This is a genomic window from Arachnia propionica, from assembly GCF_900637725.1.
Taxonomy (GTDB): Bacteria; Actinomycetota; Actinomycetes; order Propionibacteriales; family Propionibacteriaceae; genus Arachnia; species Arachnia propionica.
On sequence record NZ_LR134406.1, the window covers coordinates 1860066 to 1876952 of the forward strand.

19 protein-coding genes are annotated in these 16887 nt (G+C 66.8%); 5 read left to right on the forward strand and 14 right to left on the reverse strand.

Annotated elements, in window-relative coordinates; genetic code table 11:
* Window positions 1-30: 30 nt before the first annotated feature.
* Entirely contained in the window at window positions 31-462 is a 432-nt protein-coding gene (locus tag EL272_RS08270; protein ID WP_061786927.1) for a DUF5709 domain-containing protein, read from the reverse strand.
* 81 nt (window positions 463-543) lie between these two features.
* On the opposite strand from EL272_RS08270, the gene EL272_RS08275 reads away from it, so the two are divergent.
* Window positions 544-1233 carry a queuosine precursor transporter gene (locus tag EL272_RS08275; RefSeq protein ID WP_014846744.1) on the forward strand — a complete coding sequence of 230 codons (690 nt, stop codon included), beginning with the start codon at window positions 544-546 and terminating at the stop codon, window positions 1231-1233.
* 9 nt (window positions 1234-1242) lie between these two features.
* On the opposite strand, the gene EL272_RS08280 is transcribed toward EL272_RS08275, so the two are convergent.
* Together EL272_RS08280 and tgt are read right to left on the reverse strand one after the other, a co-directional pair.
* A complete protein-coding gene (locus EL272_RS08280) occupies window positions 1243-2142 on the reverse strand; it encodes a hypothetical protein (protein ID WP_061786926.1) in 900 nt (299 codons plus the stop codon).
* Complete coding sequence (gene tgt, locus EL272_RS08285) at window positions 2139-3362, reverse strand: tRNA guanosine(34) transglycosylase Tgt (RefSeq protein WP_061786925.1); 1224 nt, start codon at window positions 3360-3362, stop codon at window positions 2139-2141. Before tgt ends, EL272_RS08280 begins: the two co-directional genes overlap by 4 nt.
* Before the next feature lie 22 nt (window positions 3363-3384).
* On the opposite strand from tgt, the gene EL272_RS08290 reads away from it, so the two are divergent.
* The gene (locus tag EL272_RS08290) at window positions 3385-4263 is read left to right on the forward strand and encodes a diacylglycerol/lipid kinase family protein (RefSeq protein WP_061786924.1); all 879 of its coding nucleotides are present in this window, start codon (window positions 3385-3387) and stop codon (window positions 4261-4263) included.
* A 99-nt stretch (window positions 4264-4362) separates the two neighbouring features.
* Here the strand turns inward: EL272_RS08290 and EL272_RS08295 are convergent, their stop codons facing one another.
* The 3 genes from EL272_RS08295 to hrcA are packed head-to-tail and all read right to left on the reverse strand — an operon-like array spanning window position 4363 to window position 7265.
* Window positions 4363-5091 (reverse strand): 16S rRNA (uracil(1498)-N(3))-methyltransferase, encoded by a 729-nt coding sequence (locus EL272_RS08295; protein WP_014846748.1) that lies wholly within the window; start codon window positions 5089-5091, stop codon window positions 4363-4365.
* Entirely contained in the window at window positions 5088-6254 is a 1167-nt protein-coding gene (dnaJ, locus tag EL272_RS08300; RefSeq protein WP_061786923.1) for a molecular chaperone DnaJ, read from the reverse strand. The genes EL272_RS08295 and dnaJ overlap by 4 nt, the downstream gene beginning before the upstream one ends.
* 3 nt (window positions 6255-6257) lie before the next feature.
* Entirely contained in the window at window positions 6258-7265 is a 1008-nt protein-coding gene (hrcA, locus tag EL272_RS08305; RefSeq protein WP_014846750.1) for a heat-inducible transcriptional repressor HrcA, read from the reverse strand.
* Window positions 7266-7351: 86 nt separating this feature from the next.
* Here hrcA and EL272_RS08310 point away from each other — a divergent pair, with 86 nt between their 5' ends.
* Window positions 7352-8200 carry an MBL fold metallo-hydrolase gene (locus tag EL272_RS08310; RefSeq protein ID WP_061786922.1) on the forward strand — a complete coding sequence of 283 codons (849 nt, stop codon included), beginning with the start codon at window positions 7352-7354 and terminating at the stop codon, window positions 8198-8200.
* Here the strand turns inward: EL272_RS08310 and EL272_RS08315 are convergent, their stop codons facing one another.
* The 8 genes from EL272_RS08315 to EL272_RS08350 all read right to left on the reverse strand — a co-directional run bounded on the left by EL272_RS08315 (window position 8201) and on the right by EL272_RS08350 (window position 14518).
* Window positions 8201-8983 (reverse strand): inositol monophosphatase family protein, encoded by a 783-nt coding sequence (locus EL272_RS08315; RefSeq protein WP_061786921.1) that lies wholly within the window; start codon window positions 8981-8983, stop codon window positions 8201-8203.
* A gap of 9 nt (window positions 8984-8992) precedes the next feature.
* Complete coding sequence (locus EL272_RS08320) at window positions 8993-9838, reverse strand: DUF3097 domain-containing protein (RefSeq protein WP_061786920.1); 846 nt, start codon at window positions 9836-9838, stop codon at window positions 8993-8995.
* Window positions 9839-9905: 67 nt separating this feature from the next.
* Window positions 9906-10721 (reverse strand): hypothetical protein, encoded by an 816-nt coding sequence (locus tag EL272_RS08325; RefSeq protein ID WP_061786919.1) that lies wholly within the window; start codon window positions 10719-10721, stop codon window positions 9906-9908.
* On the reverse strand, window positions 10706-11437 hold the full coding sequence (locus EL272_RS08330) for an ABC transporter ATP-binding protein (protein ID WP_061786918.1): 732 nt from the start codon (window positions 11435-11437) through the stop codon (window positions 10706-10708). The genes EL272_RS08325 and EL272_RS08330 overlap by 16 nt, the downstream gene beginning before the upstream one ends.
* Window positions 11434-11793 (reverse strand): GntR family transcriptional regulator, encoded by a 360-nt coding sequence (locus EL272_RS08335; protein WP_061786917.1) that lies wholly within the window; start codon window positions 11791-11793, stop codon window positions 11434-11436. Before EL272_RS08335 ends, EL272_RS08330 begins: the two co-directional genes overlap by 4 nt.
* Window positions 11794-11909: 116 nt before the next feature.
* Window positions 11910-12599, reverse strand: coding sequence for an SDR family oxidoreductase (locus tag EL272_RS08340; RefSeq protein ID WP_061786916.1), 690 nt, complete (start codon window positions 12597-12599; stop codon window positions 11910-11912).
* Window positions 12600-12608: 9 nt separating this feature from the next.
* Complete coding sequence (locus EL272_RS08345; protein WP_014846758.1) at window positions 12609-13484, reverse strand: NAD(+)/NADH kinase; 876 nt, start codon at window positions 13482-13484, stop codon at window positions 12609-12611.
* Window positions 13481-14518: an SPFH domain-containing protein gene (locus EL272_RS08350; protein WP_014846759.1), complete on the reverse strand. Its 1038-nt coding sequence runs from the start codon at window positions 14516-14518 to the stop codon at window positions 13481-13483. The genes EL272_RS08345 and EL272_RS08350 overlap by 4 nt, the downstream gene beginning before the upstream one ends.
* Before the next feature lie 76 nt (window positions 14519-14594).
* Here EL272_RS08350 and EL272_RS08355 point away from each other — a divergent pair, with 76 nt between their 5' ends.
* Together EL272_RS08355 and EL272_RS08360 are read left to right on the forward strand one after the other, a co-directional pair.
* Window positions 14595-15266 carry an NUDIX hydrolase gene (locus tag EL272_RS08355; protein ID WP_061786915.1) on the forward strand — a complete coding sequence of 224 codons (672 nt, stop codon included), beginning with the start codon at window positions 14595-14597 and terminating at the stop codon, window positions 15264-15266.
* Window positions 15267-15354: 88 nt separating this feature from the next.
* On the forward strand, window positions 15355-16848 hold the full coding sequence (locus EL272_RS08360; RefSeq protein ID WP_061786914.1) for a class I SAM-dependent methyltransferase: 1494 nt from the start codon (window positions 15355-15357) through the stop codon (window positions 16846-16848).
* Window positions 16849-16887 lie beyond the last annotated feature (39 nt).

Sequence of the window (16887 nt, forward strand, 5' to 3'; positions counted from 1 at the left end):
AGACGAAGGACCCGCCGCGGTCGTTCCTGATCAGAGATCGTCGTCCTCGTCCTGATCATCGCGGATGATGTGCATGGCAGCCTCCTCGGCGCTCGCCGCCCCGCCGGAGAATCCCACGTCCACTCCGAGGGTGTCCTCGCCGCCCGAACCCTGCACCCGCATCAGCCGCCCTGCACGTTCCCGCCCGACCTGACGCTCCTCCCCGTTCGGATTCCAGGGCGTGTCGTCACGGACGACCTCCGGTTGCTCTTGCCGGATGCGCTGCTCGATGGTCTCGCCCCGGTGCATCTCCGCGAACGTGTTTCCGAATCCCTGCCCCACCGACCACCGTTCGGGGGCGGTGTAGCCCTCATCGAGCACATCGTCCACGCCGCGGTTGATCAGGGAGTCCCCCTCCTGCAACTGATCCAGCTGCTCGGCTTCCTCGGGAACCTGGGTGTTGAAGTCGACGATGTCTTCCATGAGCCAATACTGCCACCGCTACGCCTTCAAGACGTAAACCACGCTTGAACTAATCACCCGGGCAGGACGTAAGATTCCACGGTGACCCAGCTGGATACCTTCTCCCGCGCCCGCGGCAACTACGACCTGGTGGTGACGTTGTTCGTCGCACTGCTGCTGATCTCCAACGTAGCCGCCACCAAGCTGATCGCGTTCGGCCCCGAGTGGTCGCCGTTCGGGCTACCGGTTCTGCCGATCATCACCGACGGCGGCGCGCTGCTGTTCCCGCTCACCTACGTGCTGGGTGACGTCCTGGCGGAGGTGTTCGGGATGCGAGGGGCCCGGCGCGCCATCCTCCTGGGTTTCGGGATCTCGCTGCTCGCCTCACTCACCTTCCTGGCCGTCGGTGCCGCCCCGGCGGCCCCCGGCTACGAGAACCAAGAGGCATTCGTCGCGGTCCTCGGCTTCGTTCCGCGCATTGTCGTCGCTTCCCTCGCCGGTTACCTGGTCGGGCAGTTCCTCAACGCCTGGGTGCTCGTGAAACTGAAGCAGTGGCGGGAGGGAAAAGGCATGTGGAAACGCCTGCTGGGCTCCACCGTGGTGGGTGAGGCCGCCGACACCACCATCTTCTGCCTGATCGCCTTCGGTGGGCAGATCGACGGCGGCACGATGCTGAACTACATCGTCGTCGGCTACCTGTTCAAGGTCGGTGTGGAGGCCGTTCTGCTGCCGGTCACCTACCGGGTGATCAGTCTGGTGCGCAGTCGCGAGCCCGAACCCACCAAGGTTTGAGGAACCACCTCAACTCAGGCCCTCGAGTTGCCGGAACTGCTCATACCGGGCGCGCAGATGTTCGATGGCACCCGGCCGAGCCCGTTCCAGCGATCGCCGGACACGGTCCTGGCGTTCTCGGGGTTGCTTCTCCAGGGCTGCAACAAAACCGGGAATCAGCCTCATCCTTTCCCTGGAAGAGAGGAACAGATCGATCAGTCTGCGGATCCCACGCCAGTTCGGACCATGGTCCAGTTCGAGGACCGCCAGGAGTGGACCGTAGTCGGCAGGTTTCTGATCCATCGCCCACCGCAGAAGTTGAAGATCACCGTCCTGCCGGAACAGCTCCACAGCCCATCTCCATTCCTCGGGCCAGCCCGTGGGAACCGGATCCAGGCAGACCTCCATGGCCTCACCACCCAACGCAACGAACACCGTCTCCCAGTGCTGACTCTCGTGGGACCAGAGACGCATCGCGTCAAGTACCAGTTCCCTCTGCTGCGATCGCCATTCCTTGGCACATGTCGTGAACTCCCGGCAGGCCCGATCGTCATAAGTCAGTCGTTCCAGGGCATCGGAAATATTCGGGTGATTCCCGTTGGTTTCCAACCACTCAGGTAGTACCCGGGCCGCGACTCTTCCGAAATCCGCGGCGGGATACATAGCCAGGTGTGAATAGATGGCTTCGTAGATTTCATAGTGTTCGATGGGATGAACCGCCAACAACAGACTTCGAATGGCGGCCGGTCCCTCTTTCCCGTTCAAGGAATAGACGATCTCGCACAGGCGCTGGTGTCCGGCCAGTTCCTCCGCCTCCTCCTCGGGGGATCTCGGTGGATCATCGTCCTGCGTGATGTTCCTGGCAAGTGCTATCAGCTCATCCTGCCAAGGTGGAGCAGCCCCAAACTCGTCCTCGGTGCACATGATCACTGCGTTTTCCGGGCGTTGTAGCGGCCCATGAACTCGTTGCGGAAGAGGTCGAACTCACCTGTCTCCAGGCTGGCACGAATCCCGTCCACCAGGCGCACCGTGAAACGTTCGTTGTGGATGGTGGCGAGGGTGGAGGCCAGCATCTCCTTCGCCTTGAACAGGTGGTGGAGGTAGGCGCGGGTGTAGTGGGTGCAGGTGTAGCAGTCGCAGTCCGCCTCCAACGGTTCGAAGGCGCGGCGGTTCCTGGCGGTGTTCACGTTGTACCGCCCATCGGCGGTGTAGATGGCGGCGTTGCGGGCCACCCTGGACGGATTGACGCAGTCGAAGGTATCCGCACCGAAGGCCACGGCCTCGAACAGGTCCTCGGGTTCGGAGATCCCGAGCAGGTGCCGGGGCCGGTCCTCGGGCAGTTCATCGACCATCCATCCGATGATGCGCCCCAGGTTCTCCTTCTCCAGTGCCCCGCCGAGCCCGAACCCGTCGAACCGGGAACCATCCACCTCGAGGGCCGCCAGGTCCGCGGCCGCTCTCCTGCGCAGATCTTCATACTGGGCGCCCTGGATCACCCCGAACAGGGCCTGGTAGGGCCTGCCGACGCGCTCCTCCGTCAGAGCGGCGTGGGCGCACAGGCACCGGACCGCCCACCGGTGGGTGCGCGCCACGGAGGCCTCCTGGTAGTCGCGGGTGTTCATCAGGGTGGTGAGTTCGTCGAAGGCGAACATGATGTCCGCGCCGAGCTGGTGCTGGATGGTCATCGAAACCTCCGGGGTGAACCGGAGGCGGCTGCCGTTGAGGTGGCTGAAGAAAGTGACGCCGTCCTCGTCGACGTGCGCACGCCGCGTCTTCCCCTCGGCGATGACGTCGTCGCCCACGATCCCCTTGGTGTCCATCGCCAGCACCTTCTTGAAACCGGCGCCGAGACTCATCACCTGGAATCCACCCGAATCCGTGAAGGTGGGGCCGGGCCAGTTCATGAAACGCCCGAGCCCGCCGGCCTCGTCCACCAGGTCGGAACCGGGCTGCAGATACAGGTGATAGGCATTGGCCAGAAGCGCCTGGGCACCGAGATCGGCCATGGCCTCCGGCAGCACCGCCTTCACGCTCGCCTTGGTTCCGACGGGTATGAAGGCCGGGGTGCGGATGTCGCCGTGGGGGGTGTGGATCGTGCCGGTACGTGCCCGCCCACCGGAACGCACAGCCACTTCAAAACCGAAACTCACCGGGCAAGGTTACCGTTGGCGCATGCCCTTCACCGCGCTGATCCTGAACCCTATCCATCCGGGAGCGGCAACGGCGGCACGAGAACTGGGAGCGCTGGGTGAGGTTAGAACCTACCTGACCACCCCCGAGTCCCCCGGACCCGAACAGGTGGCGCAGGCCCTGTCGGAGGGGGCCGGTTCCGTGGTCGTCGCGGGCGGGGACGGCACGCAGCGGCTCGTCGCAGGGGCGCTCGCGGGCACCGGGGTGCCCCTCGGGATCCTCGCGACGGGCACCGCCTGCGTCTACTCCAGGAATCTCGGGCTCCCCCGCGGCTTGGCGGGTGCGGCCCTGGCCATGACGGGTGTTCCCCGCTCCATGGACCTCGGATGGGCGAGTCTCGACGGTGGTTCCCCTGAGCCCTTCCTTGTGGCCACCGGCATGGGGCGGGACGCCGAGACCCTCCTCGGGGTCCGGAACAATCTGAAGAAGCGACTCGGCTGGGTGGCCTACGTCCGAGCCGGGCTCGGGACCATGGGACGTCACAGGCTGCCCCTGCGGATCAACGGGCAACCGATCGAGGCTTGGACCGTCCTGGCGGGCAATGTCGGGAGGGTTCCGACGGCCTCCCTCTTCCCCGGGGCGCGCCCCGACGACGGGAGATTGCACGTCATGCACCTCGGGGTCGACGGTTGGCGGGACTGGTGGCCGGTTCTCCTCACGGGAATGACCCACTCACGCCGCGACATCGGCAAACTGCTCCGCTGGGAAACGGCCCACGTGCTCATCGGGTCGGACATTCCGAGAGCCGTTCACCTGGACGGTGACCTGCGCACGGCGGCGCGTTCGCTGGAGGTGTGGATCGATCCCGGGACCCTGCGGATTCGCTGCCCGGGGGAACGCCGATTGATGCCATTCCGGTAGTACGCCCCGGGCGGGAAGGATTTCGGCCTCCGCGTCATGTCCTTGGGCGTGGCGGTTCGGGATGTCGAACGGCAGTTCTCGCGGACGGGAAACAAACCCTCAGCGCTCCCCCAGAACCGTGAGCTGCCCGATGGCGATGGCTCCCGCCGTGGAGGTGCGCAGCACGCCGTCGCTGATCCGCACCGGAACCGCCCCCGCCTGCTGGAAACGTTCCAGCTCATCCGGGCTTATGCCCCCCTCCGGGCCCACGATCAACAGGATCTCCCCAGCATCGGGGAGGTTCACACGGGACAGGGTTTTCTCCGCCGACTCGTGTAGGACCAAAGCAAGTTCCGCCGCCCCGATCCGTTCCGCCACCCGGCTGGTGTCTGCGGCTGAGACCTCGGGGATCCGGAACCTCCTGGACTGCTTGGTGGCCTCCCGTGCGGTGGCGGCCCAGCGCCCCAAGGATTTCGCCCCGCGTTCCCCCTGCCAGCGCACGATGGAGCGCGACGCCTGCCAGGCGAGGATCTCGTCCACGCCCAGTTCGGTCATGATCTCCACCGCGAGTTCCGAACGGTCGCCTTTGGCCAGCGCCTGGGCGACCACGAACCGGTGGGCGCGGGGATGCGATGCCAGGATCTCGGTCACCTCGAGCGCCAGGCGGTTCTTCTCCGCGGCGACGACGCGCCCGCGCACGGCCCGTCCCGCGCCGTCGGCCAGCAGCACGCTCTCCCCCGGCCTCGTGCGTTTGACGACCACCGCGTGCCGGGCCTCGTCCCCGGTCACCTCCACGATCCCGCCGATCCGCACCTGGTCGAACCGCGCGAGGAAAAGCGCGTCGCTCACCCGAAGGTTTCCTTGAACCAGCCCCTGACGCCCTTGTGACCGGGATGTTTTGCTTCCACCGTGGTCTCGTCGCGCAACTCGGCGAGCTGGCGCAGCAGGTCGCGTTGTTTCTCGTCCAGTTTCCGCGGGGTCTCGACGACGATGGTGACCCCCAAATCGCCCCTGCCACCCCCGCGCAGCCTGGGCACGCCCCGGCCCTTGAGCGGAATCCGAGCCCCCGACTGCGTTCCGGCCGGCACGTCGACGGTGACCTTCCGGTCGGCTTCCTCCGAACCCTCCCACTCGGCCTCCAAGGTGGCCAGCTCGACGCTGGTGCCGAGGGCGGCCGCGGTCATCGGCAGGGTCATCACAACTTCGAGGTTGTCGCCGTCACGGCGGAACCGTTCATGCTCGGCGACGACCAACTCGACGTACAGGTCGCCGGCGGGACCGCCACCGCGACCCACCTCGCCGCGTCCCTCCAGGTGGATCCGGTTGCCCGTCGACACCCCCGCCGGGATGCGCACGGAGATGTCGCGGGAGCTGCGCACCCGCCCCTCCCCGGAACATTCCCCACAGGGGTTGGGGATGATCGTCCCGAAGCCCTGACAGGTGGGGCACTGTTGCGCGGTGCGGATGTCCCCGATGAAGCTGCGCTGCACCGTGGTCACCTCACCCTGGCCTCGGCAGGTGCTGCAGGTCACGGGTTTGGAACCGGGCTCCCCACCCGATCCCTGGCACTTGGGGCACACCACGGCGGTGTCTATCCTGACGGACTTCGTGCATCCGAAAACCGCCTCGTGGAGTTTCAGACCGGCCCTGACCAGCGCGTTCTGGCCCTGCTGGACCCGGGACCGGGGGCCGCGCCCGGCGGTCTGTCCCCCGAACATGGCGTCCATGATGGTGGAGAAGTCGAATCCACTGAACCCCGCGCCACCGAAACCACCCGCTCCTCCGGTACTGCCGCGACCGAGCGGGTCGCCGCCCTGATCGTAGACGGCCCGTTTGTTGGGATCGCTGAGCACCTCGTAGGCCTCGCTGAGTTCCTTGAACCTCTCGGCGGCGTCCTCGCCCTGGGCCACGTCCGGATGCACCTTCATGGCCTTGCGGCGGTAGGCCTTCTTGATTTGCTCCGTCGTGGCATTCTCGTCGACCCCGAGGATTCCGTAGTAGTCCTTGCTCAATGCTCAGCCTTCCGTGAGGATACGGCTCACGTATCGCGCCACGGCGCGTACGGATGCGATGGTGGAGGGATAGTCCATGCGGGTGGGACCGACCACCCCTAGTGAGGCGGCGCGTTCGCTGCCGACCGAGTAGCCCGTGGCGACCAGGGATGTGGATTTGAACCCCTCCGCGGTGTTCTCGGCCCCGATCCGCACCGTGACGTCGTCGCTGGCGGCCTCGTCGAGGAGACGGAGCAGCACCACCTGCTCCTCCAGCGCCTCCAGCAGCGGGCGAAGTCCCGTGGTGAAGGAATGGCCGGCGAGATTGGGCACGCCGGCAACCAGGACCTGGGCGGTGGGCTCGGCCCCGAGCAGTTCGAGGGCGACGGCGAACACCGGGTTGAGTTGGGCGCGCCGCGCCGGGTCCAGTTCATCCAGGGTGGCGACCATGCGGTTCGCGGCGTCGGCCGCGGTGTGCCCGATGGCGGCTTCCCTGAGCCTCAGATTGGCCAGGTGCACCGCCTCCGGTTCCAGGCCGGGGAACTCCAGGATCTGCTGGTCCACCCGGCCGGTGGAGCTGACCACCATGACGAGAAGCCGTCCCGGGGTCAGTTGCACCAGCTCGGTGTGGGCGATGATGCTGCGCTGCGCCGAGGGGTACTGGACGATCGCCACCTGGTGGGTCAGCTGGGCCAGCAGGCGGACGGTGCGGGTGACCAGGTCGTCGACGTCCAAGGCACCGGCCATGAAGGCGTTGATCGCTCTCCGTTCGGCCGCGGAGAGCGGTTTTATCGTGGCGAGCTTGTCGACGAAGAGCCGGTAGCCCTTGTCGGTGGGGATGCGCCCGGCGCTGGTGTGGGGCTGGGCGATGTAGCCCTCCTCCTCGAGCACGGCCATGTCGTTGCGCACAGTTGCCGGGGAGACCCCGAGCTGGTGTCGCTCCACGAGGGCCTTGGAACCGACGGGTTCCCTGCTGGCCACGTAATCCGTGACGATGGCGCGCAACACCTGCATCTTCCGCTCGTCGAGCACGGTCACCTCCTCATTGGCACTCGAAGCATGCGAGTGCCAGTGTAGAGCACGCCGGGAGTTCCGGCCCGCAGCTGTAATCTCGGCCCATGAGCAAATCGTCCATCGGTGCGTGGCGATCCGTGAGCCCCGCGGTCCACCTCTGCGTCCTACAGCCCCACGGGGTGAGCGTCGGACTGGTTGCCGGCGAGCAGCGGGCAGCCCTGATCGACTGCGGTTCCACCCCCGGGCAGGGTGCGGCGCTGCTGGAACGGGCCCGCGGCCTGGTCGAGGTGCCGGTCAGCCACGTGGTGGTCACCCATCCGCATCACGACCACTGGTTTGGGCTGGCCGGGATGTCGGGAATCACCTCCATTGCCCACGAAGATCTGCTCTGCGATCCGGAGGCCGAGGTGCTGGATGCCGCGGCCGCCATCGGGCTCTCGCGGCTGCCGGCACCGGATGAGACGTTTTCCCTTGCGAGATCCCTGGATCTGGGGGATGTTCGTCTTGAGATGCTCCATCTGGGTCCCGCGCACACCCGGGCCGACATCGTGGTGGTGGTTCCCGGGGAGGATGTCATCTTCATGGGTGATCTCGTCGAGAGCGCGGGCGATCCCCAGTTCGGGCCCGCCTCCGATATCGGCAGCTGGCCCAAGGTCCTCGATGACGCGCTGGGGGCCTCCACCGAGGCGACGCGTTTCGTCCCGGGGCACGCCCCGGCTGGTGAGGAGGAGTTGACGGTGGACCGGGAGTTCTGTTTCCGGCAGCGGGCCGAGATCGCCATGGTCCAGGGCACGATCGAGGGCCTCGTGTACCGGGGTGTGACCTTGGAGAACGCCCTCGGATCCGCGGAGTGGCCCTTTGACGAGGACACGATGCGGGTAGCGCTGCCCCTGGCCTATCGGAGGCTGGCCGAGAAGGGGGTCGAACCGAGGCGGCATCTGCCGCTGGTCTGATCAGCCGAACATCCCGGCCAGACACCGGTGGGCGGTCTCCCAGACCCCGGGGTCGCGGGCGACCAGCAGGCCGCTGGCCTCGCTGGCCACCGTGTAGTCGGTGCCGTCCATGGTCCTGGAAACCCCGCCACTCTCGACCACCATCAGCGATCCCGCCAGATGGTCCCACGGCATCACCTTGGTGTAATGGATGAAGTCGAGTTCCCCGTGCAGCACCCTCGGGTAGTCGAACGCGCAGGCGAAGAGGGAACGGACCACCGGGGAGAGTTCGCCGCCCCCGGTGAACCCCTGGACGTGGGTCTTGGACGAGGCCCCGAGGGGTGGCCGGTCTTGTTTCTGCGGGGTGACCGGCTCGTCGTTGAGGCGCACCCCGGCGCCTTTCTCGGCGACGTATCCGCGGCCGGTTCTCGGCTGCCAGATCCATCCCCGGGTGGTGATCCCGTTCCGGGTCTCGGCCAGCATCACCCCATGTTCCGGACGTCCCTTGACGAAGTTGCGGGTTCCGTCGATCGGGTCGATCACGAGGGCGTGCTCCGCGCTCGGCAGTTCTCGGCGCAGCCCCGGGTTGGCGAATACCGCCTCCTCCCCGATCACCAAGGCGTCCGGGTAGATCCGGCGCAATGCGGAGGCGAGGAGGGTTTCAGCCTCTCTGTCCGCGATGGTGACCAGATCGTCCGGCGACGTCTTCGTCTCCACATCCGCCTGCTCCAGCGCCCGGAACCGGGGATTGATGACCTTTTCGGCGGTCTCCTTGATCAACTCCAGGATGGCTGCGGTGTCCATGGGGCCACACTATCCAAGGTCGAGGTGATCCTGCGTGACGAAATCGATCAGCAGTTCCATGCGCTGGTTCAGCTGGGCTTCGAGGTCGCGCCAGTTCCGCACCCGGGAGAGCAGCGCCCGCCACGCCCGAGCAATGTCGGCCTGGTCGGCATGGGGCAGGCCGAGGGCCTTGAGGGTCCCCTTCTTGAAGTCCTGGTCCCTGGGGACCTGCGGCCATGCCCTGCGCCCGATGCGCTCGGGTTTGATGGCCTGCCAGATGTCTATGAACTCGTGTCCGGTGACGAACACGTAGTCGCGGTATCCGGCCTGGGCCACCTGTTTCGCAATCCGTGACTCCTTGCTGCCCGCAACCAGGTGGTCGACCAGCACCCCCAGCCGGCGGCCCGGACCGGGGTTGAACTCGGCGACGATGGCGGGCAGGTCGTCGATGCCACCCAGATATTCCACGACCACCCCCACGTGGCGCAGGTCGTCACCCCAGACCTTCTCCACCAGTTCGGCGTCGTGGCGTCCCTCGACGTAGATGCGGGACGGCAACGCCTCCCTCGCCGGTTCCGGGGTTTCCGAGATCCGGGACCCGGATGCGGTGTAGCGGGGTTTCGGGGCCGTGGCCCGCAGGGGTGGGCGGATGGCGACCGGTTCTCCCTCGAGCAGGAATCCCGGCCCGAAGGGGAAGCTGCGTTTCTTTCCCCTTCGATCCTCCAGCACGACGATGCCGTTCTCCCAGCCGACCACGGCCCCGCAGAAGTCGTCGAACTCGACCACGAGATCCTTCTCGACGGGAACGTCGCGGGTTTTCTTCAGGTGGGCCCTCTGCCAGCCGGGGCGCAGCACGTCGTCGCGGTACCGATCCATTCGCCACACGATAGACGCGGCTGGTCCCGGTCGCGTCTGGACACGACCGGGACCCGGGGTTCTTGGTTCAGCGGAGAGAGATCCTGCGATTCCAGTTGTGGACCATCCATGGGATGCAGGCCGCGACGAGCATCACCATGGCGACTACCCAACCGAGGGGAATGATGTTGTTCTCCTTCATCTGGTAGGCGTGCAACGTGTCCACGAGACCGAGGTCCAGGCCCCCGCCCGCATATGTCAGACCTATGGGGAGGAAGATCGCCCCGAAGCACAGGATGCTGGTCACCAGATAGCTGGCGATCCAGGTCAGAATCGGCCCCACGACGCCGAGCCCGGCCAGTTTCGGGTCGCTGCCGATCGTGGCGGCGAAGTAGAACATGACGAGGTAGAACCACCCCAGGAACAGGGCCAGCAGCACCACCAGCACCCATTGCCACCATGGCAGTAGCTCACCCAGCGAGGCCAGGAACCGCGGGATCGCCTCCTCCATGGCCGGCCCGTCTCCCTGGAAGGCCGGGCCGCCCAGGTAGGCCATCGCGAGCGAGGCCAAAGCCGTCCACGCCAGAGCGATCGCCTGGATCACGGCGCCCCAGACCAGTCGCGCGCCGAGGATCACCGAGCCCCTGACCGGGAGGCTGTGGGTCAGGTACCCCATCCTTCCCCAGGATGTGCGCCAGAAGTCGACCGCGAGGGCGAGTTGGCTGAGGGGCCACATGCCCCCGACGAGGAAGAGGCCGAAAACCCCGAACACCGCGGAGACCACGGGAATGTTTAGGTGGGTCAGGAATCCCGATCCCAGCAGCACCAGGGTGCCCACTCCGAATACCAGGCCCATCATGGGGCCGGTGCGGAGGATCTCGTGTTTGATCAGTTTGCGGACCATGAGTAGACCTTTCGGAAGAGCGCGTCGATGGACAGCCCGTGTTCGGCGCGGAGATCGTCCACCTGCCCGGTCAGCAGGACCTTGCCGTGGCGCATCATGACGACGGCGTCGAGGACTGCTTCGAGATCGTGGATGAGGTGGGTTGAGATGAGAACCAGGGCATCCGCCTCCAGGTTGCGCACGATTCCCTTGAGGATCACGTCTCGCGCGGCCGGATCGACCCCGGAGATGGGTTCGTCGAGCAGGAAGACCTTGGCGTCGCGCGACATGGCCAGGGCGATCTGCGCCTTCTCACGCATGCCCTTGCTCATCTGCTTCAGCTTCATGTCCTCCGCGAGACCGAAGAACTTGATCATGTCGCTGGCCTTGTCGGCCCGGAAATCCGAGAAGAAGTCCGAGAACATCCCGATGCACTGCGAGACGGTGGCCGAGTCCTTCAGATAATTGGCATCGGGCAGGAAACTCACACATGCCTTTGTTTCGGGGCCCAGTCGCCTGCCCGCGATCCTCACATGCCCGGCGTGGTCCTGCATGACCCCTGCCAGTACCTTCAGCAGCGTGGTCTTGCCGCAACCGTTCTCCCCGAGCAGGCCGATCACCTGCCCGCCCGCGAGTTCCAGGTCCACACCCGCGAGCGCCGGGATCGGCCCGAAGTTCTTGTTCAGACCGCGGGCCTCGATCAGTGGCCCATTGCTCCTGGGGCCGACCTCGTTCATTGCTGGTTCCACCTTTCTGCGATCAGTGCCACGGCTTCGGCCTCGGTCAGCCCGAAACCTTTAACCCGGGTTGCGAACTCGTCTGCCGCTCCCGCCGCCAGGTCGCACCGGAGCCGGGAAACGCGTTCCGCGTCATCGGTGACGAACCGCCCCACCGCCCTCTCCGAGCGGCACAGGCCGTCACGCTCCAGCTCGGCGAGGGTTCGCTGGACGGTGTTCGGGTTGACCCCGAGTTCGACCGCGAGCTCCCGAACCCCGGGGATCTGCTTGCCCGGGGCCCATCTCCCGATGACGATCCGTCTGGTGAACTCCTCCCGGAGCTGGAGCCATATCGGCCGGCTGGCGTCGAAGTCCACGACACTTCCTTCCGTATTTCCGTATTAAGTACTTAATACAGTAGCACAGCGGTGGTGCAAGTCAACCCACCGGGACCGACACACGGCGCCGCCCTGGCAGGGGCGGTGAGCCCGGCTCAGAAAACGCTGGGGCGGATACTCAGCTGTTCAACGGTGGCGTTGTCCGGGGTGTCGACGGCCAGCCGTACGGCAGCCGCCACCGACCCGGGTGAGACGTAGCACGAACCGTTGTAGTGTTCGTTGCCCATCGCAGCCTGCAGTTCACGCTGCATGTCGGTGTCGGTCCGCCCCGGATGGATGGAACAGACCCGCACCTTTCCGCGCATCTCCTCGCGCAGGGCGTCGGTCAGCGCCCGCAGGGCGAACTTGGAACCGGCATAGACTCCCCCGCCGGGACTCGAGAAGAACCCGGCCCCGGAATTGATTGCCACCACGATCCCCCGGGCGGCCTCGAGGGCGGGCAGGAGAAGGCGAGTGAGATCGGCGACGGCGAACACGTTCGTCTCAAAGACCTCGCGCCAGAGCGCCCGGGATGCAAGACCGATGTCGTTCGAGCGTCCGATTCCGGCGGAGTGGACCAGCACGTCCAGCCGCCCGATGCCGGCGCAGGCCGCAGCGACCGCGTCCTCGTCCGCCAGGTCGCAGACGAAGGGCGCCGCGTCATCCAGTTCGGCGACCAGCTCCCTGGCCCGGGCGGCGTCGCGACCGCCAACCAGGATCCTGTGCGTCGAGGAGAGCTCGACTGCGATGGCACGGCCGATGCCGCGGGTTGCTCCGGTCACGAGGGCTACAGGGCGATTCGTCATGGAGAAAATCTACTTCAGGCGCATGAGCTTCAGTCCACCCTCGGCCTTCCGCACGGTCAGCCCCTGTCCCCACTCGAGACGCAGGAAGTCACGTTCAATGCCGTCTCCGAAGACCACGAGGGTGGAGCGGGCCGAGAGCTCCAGCCCCTCCCCCTCCGCGAGCAGCCCGGCGGTGAGGGATGTGCCGGTGGTCCCCGACGGCCAGGCCTCCCGCACGAAGTAGGCGAGTTCACCGGAGGTGGCCCCCGGCAGGCCGAAACCGGGGCGGTTCTGCCCCCACAGCGATGCCAGCCATCCACCGGCACCGGTTCCGGTCCCCACGACCACCCCGGAGGAGGATTGCGTCTCAGCGCTCCCACCGACCCTGAGGTCGTAGCGCGCGGATTGATGACCGCGGTCGCCGGCGAAGATCTCGTTGAGGGCCCGGAGCCGCTGCCCGTCGTCCACGATCGCCTCGACCATCGTCCGAACCTCGGTCTCCGGCCTGCCCCGGCCCGCCAGCAGGTCCCGCAGGTCCTCGGGCGAGTGGCTGCACAGGACTCCCGGCGCACCCGGGCTGATGCCGAGCACCGGCTGGCCGCGCAGGTATTTGCTGACATTGGGAATCAGGCCGTCCTGCCCGACCACGACCACGAGGTCATCGGGTTCGAAGAGGAACCGGGAGAGCTGACCCCTCTCGGCCTCCGCGTAACGCCACTGGGCCGGTACCGCGTTCGAGACGGCGTCGAGTGTTCTTCGCTGCGCCTCATCGGCGGCCCGCAGGGTCTCGATCCCCAGCCCGCGGCCGCTCAGGAAGAACTCGACGGCGCCGAGCGTGGAGTGGACCTCGAGCAGCTCGGCCAGCCAGGTCCGTCGATGCACGACGACGAGGCGTGGCGCGCTCATCCCCGGACCTCCTCCAGGAGCCTGGAGACCCCGCCTGCGAGCAGGTCGGGGGTGAGCGTGAGCGAGTCGATCTTCGGCAACGCGGACAGCACCTCCGGGGCCACGGCTGCCAGCACCGCGGCCGGTTCCCCTGCTGAGAAGACCGCCAGCCTGGCCTGGAGGGCGGCATTCTCCGCTTCAGCAATCCGGGCGACCTCACCGGCCCTGGCCTCCGCCATCAGGGTGACCTCGTCGGCCCCGGCCTCCACCCGGAGCCGCCTGTTCGCCGCCTCGGCCTCGTTGCGGAGCCGGTCTCGTTCCAGTTCCTGTTCGGTGCGGCGGCGTTCGTTCATTCCCTGGAGCTCCACGAGCTCGGCCTCGCGGCGGGCCAGTTCGGTTCGGTTGTTCAGCTCGTTCTCCTTGATGGCCCGTTCCCGGTCCACCGCCTGCGCCCGCCGGTCGTAGGTGGCGCGATCCGCGTCCGCCTGCGCTTCTTCCCGGATGCGGGTCTGGAGGGCCCGTTCGAGCTCCTCGTCGGCCCGGACCGCGACGACACGGACCCCGAGCACCTCGATGCCCGCGCCGCCGAGCTGGCGTTCCCCCGACAGGCCCTCGGTGATCGCGTCGCGGACCAGCCGCAACCCGTCGTCGAGGACCGTCCTGAGGGGCTCCCCCGCGACCACTTCCGCCGCGAACTGTTTCGCGGATTCAGCAAGGCGGTTCTGCAGGTTCTGCATGGGCTGGCCGGTCCATTCACCGGTTCGCTGGTCGATCTCGAAATCCACCCTCCGGGCGGTCAGCTCGGGGTCGACGATACGCACGGTGAGCGCGGTCTGGACGCTGACCTCCTGGCGGTCGGAGGTGGTGACCCGGAAGATGTTCCCGAACTCCATGTCGTCGACCGGAACCTCGGAGAGGCTGGTGTCGAGCGGCCGGAACCAGAACGAGGCCCCGGCGCCGCGGTTGACCAGTTTTCCGCGCCTTCCCTGGAAGAGCGCCCTGGTGGCCGAGCTGGTGGCGTGGGAGAAGAACGGGTAGCGATGAATGGTGGCCATTGGAACCTCCTAATTAATGTGCAGTTGACAGTAAAGACTTCTGGAGATTCTGTCAAGCTGACGTTAATCTTGGTGCATGAAGCTTCCCGTCATGACCGTCGCCGTCGACATCGTCGTGCTCACCATCGCGGACGCCCGCCTGCAGGTGGCCCTGGTCGAGCGGGGCATCCCCCCCTACGAGGGGAAACAGGCCCTGCCGGGCGGTTTCGTCCTGCCCGGAGAATCGGTGATGGACGCGGCCCGGCGCGAGCTGGTGGAGGAAACCGGCCTGGGCCTCGACGCGACCCATCTGGAACAGCTCGCCACCTTCGGCGAACCCGGGCGCGACCCGAGAGGCCGCGTGGTCTCGGTCGCCCACCTCGCCCTGGCCGCCTCCCTCGGCGGTCTGACCCCCGGGTCGGATGCCTCCGGGGCCCGTTGGTGCCCGGTCGATGACCTGCCCTCCCTGGCCTTCGACCACGACGAGATCCTCCGGACCGGGATCGAACGGGCCCGGGCGAAACTGGAGTACACGACGGTGGCGACCCGGTTCTGCGGGCCCAGGTTCACCATGACCGAGCTGCGGCAGGTCTACGAGGCCGCCTGGGGTGTCGAGGTCGATCCCCGGAACTTCTCACGCAAGGTGCTGGGTTCTCGGGGATTCGTCGTAGAGTGCGGGACCCGCAGTGGCGGTCGCGGGAGACCCGCCGCCCTCTACCGCGCAGGAACCGCGGACGGCCTCCACCCCCCGATCATGAGGGAGGGCTGAGGAATCGCATCCGCAAGGCCCCCGACCGCGGCTGTCCGGCGACACGACGCCGGCTGCGGAACCATTTGTTCATGCGCCAGAATTAATCGTGCGTTTCATATTGTTTCCCGGTAGGCATCACCTGGTCACCCGTTTCCGGGTCGACCGGCTCAAAACCCTTCTCGCCGAACATCCCGGGGCGGTGGGGGTGTGGGCCATAACGAGCGCGAACCACGCCGGGACCCAGCGCAACCCGGTCCCCGGGCATCGCAGGCTGGGAATCATCGAGGCGGTGGCCGCCACTGAGGGCTTGCCCTGCATGACCTTCCCGATCGGGAACCGGACGCCGAAACCCAATTTTCCCGGTTACGTCGTGGAGGAGATCCGCATCCAGAGCGACGGGGCCGTCGCCATGAATCCCGAAAACACCCTGGTGGCCTGTTCCACCCCCGAGCTGATCGCCGGATACGAAGGCCTGGGCTACGAGATCGACACCCTCGAACTGAACACCGGGGAGCTCCGCCCCTGGGATGTCGTCGAGAAGATCGTCGCGGCGGGTCCCGGTTGGCGTTACGACGCCGAGGTCGCGGCCGCCACGCATCCCGTCGCGTTGGACCAGTACCGCCGCTACGGCATCGGGGACCTGGTGCAGCTGTTGTACGCCGACCCGCTGCCCGGCATCGACGACGGCGGCATAATCCCCGCCCGCGACCACGTCCTTCAGTGCGCGGACTTCGAGGACAACACCCGGCGCAAGGTTTCGGAGTTCGCGCACGCCGTGCGGCCCGGACGCATCCTGGACATCGGCTGCGCGACGGGCCAGACCCTGAAGCTGCTGTCTGAACTCCCCGGGCTGTTCGAGTCGGATTTCTACGGGGTCGAGTCGGCACGGCCGCTCCTCGAAGTCTGCCAGCAGCGCAGGTCGGACGGCGATTTCGGGACTGCCAACGTTTTCTTCCACCAGCGCAACATCATGGAGACCACCCTGTTCGCCCCGAACAGCCTGGACACGGTCATCACCATGGCCGTGACCCACGAGATCGAGTCCTACCTGGGGCACGCGGATCTGGAGGATTTCATCTCCCGGGTCCACTCGATGCTTCGTCCCGGTGGGGTCTGGATCAACTACGACGTGGCGGCCCCGGATCACGGCGACGAGGAGGTTCTGGTCCGGTTCAGGACGGACGACGGTTCCTCCTCCGGGGAACTGGCCGGGCTGAACTCCCGTGCCAGGTTCGAGCGTTTCGCCAACGATTTCCGCAGCGAGGAGGGTGACGGCATCGCTTTCGGGACCGAGACGCGCGATGGCGAGGAGTACGTGCGTTTGACGAGATCCGCCCTGTACGAGTTCCTGGCCAGGAAGGACTACGTGGATTCCTGGTTTTCAGAGGCTCACGAGCGCTTCTGTTTCTTCTCCCCCGATGACTGGCGGGAGGCAGTGGAGAAGGCCGGTTTCCGCTGCACCCCGGACACCCACGGCGTGCGGAACCCGTGGTTGATCGAGAACCGTTTCGCCCCGGCGGCGGAGGTGTTCGGCCTCGATCTCGTCCCCGATCCGTGGTCGTGGACGAACGTGCTGTTGGTGGCTGAGAAACCCTTGTGAGACGGGTTGGGGTCGCGGGAAACCTCGCGACCCCAACCG

What these genes read in the sequence shown, in the direction of transcription:
- EL272_RS08350 (WP_014846759.1), bottom strand. Translation starts at nt 14,518, where the DNA reads ATGGCCACCATTCATCGCTACCCGTTCTTCTCCCACGCCACCAGCTCG.
- EL272_RS08325 (WP_061786919.1), bottom strand. Translation starts at nt 10,721, where the DNA reads ATGGTCCGCAAACTGATCAAACACGAGATCCTCCGCACCGGCCCCATG.
- EL272_RS08330 (WP_061786918.1), bottom strand. Translation starts at nt 11,437, where the DNA reads ATGAACGAGGTCGGCCCCAGGAGCAATGGGCCACTGATCGAGGCCCGC.
- EL272_RS08270 (WP_061786927.1), bottom strand. Translation starts at nt 462, where the DNA reads ATGGAAGACATCGTCGACTTCAACACCCAGGTTCCCGAGGAAGCCGAG.
- EL272_RS08315 (WP_061786921.1), bottom strand. Translation starts at nt 8,983, where the DNA reads ATGGACACCGCAGCCATCCTGGAGTTGATCAAGGAGACCGCCGAAAAG.
- EL272_RS08310 (WP_061786922.1), top strand. Translation starts at nt 7,352, where the DNA reads ATGAGCAAATCGTCCATCGGTGCGTGGCGATCCGTGAGCCCCGCGGTC.
- EL272_RS08345 (WP_014846758.1), bottom strand. Translation starts at nt 13,484, where the DNA reads ATGAGCGCGCCACGCCTCGTCGTCGTGCATCGACGGACCTGGCTGGCC.
- EL272_RS08355 (WP_061786915.1), top strand. Translation starts at nt 14,595, where the DNA reads ATGAAGCTTCCCGTCATGACCGTCGCCGTCGACATCGTCGTGCTCACC.
- EL272_RS08320 (WP_061786920.1), bottom strand. Translation starts at nt 9,838, where the DNA reads ATGGATCGGTACCGCGACGACGTGCTGCGCCCCGGCTGGCAGAGGGCC.
- EL272_RS08290 (WP_061786924.1), top strand. Translation starts at nt 3,385, where the DNA reads ATGCCCTTCACCGCGCTGATCCTGAACCCTATCCATCCGGGAGCGGCA.
- EL272_RS08340 (WP_061786916.1), bottom strand. Translation starts at nt 12,599, where the DNA reads ATGACGAATCGCCCTGTAGCCCTCGTGACCGGAGCAACCCGCGGCATC.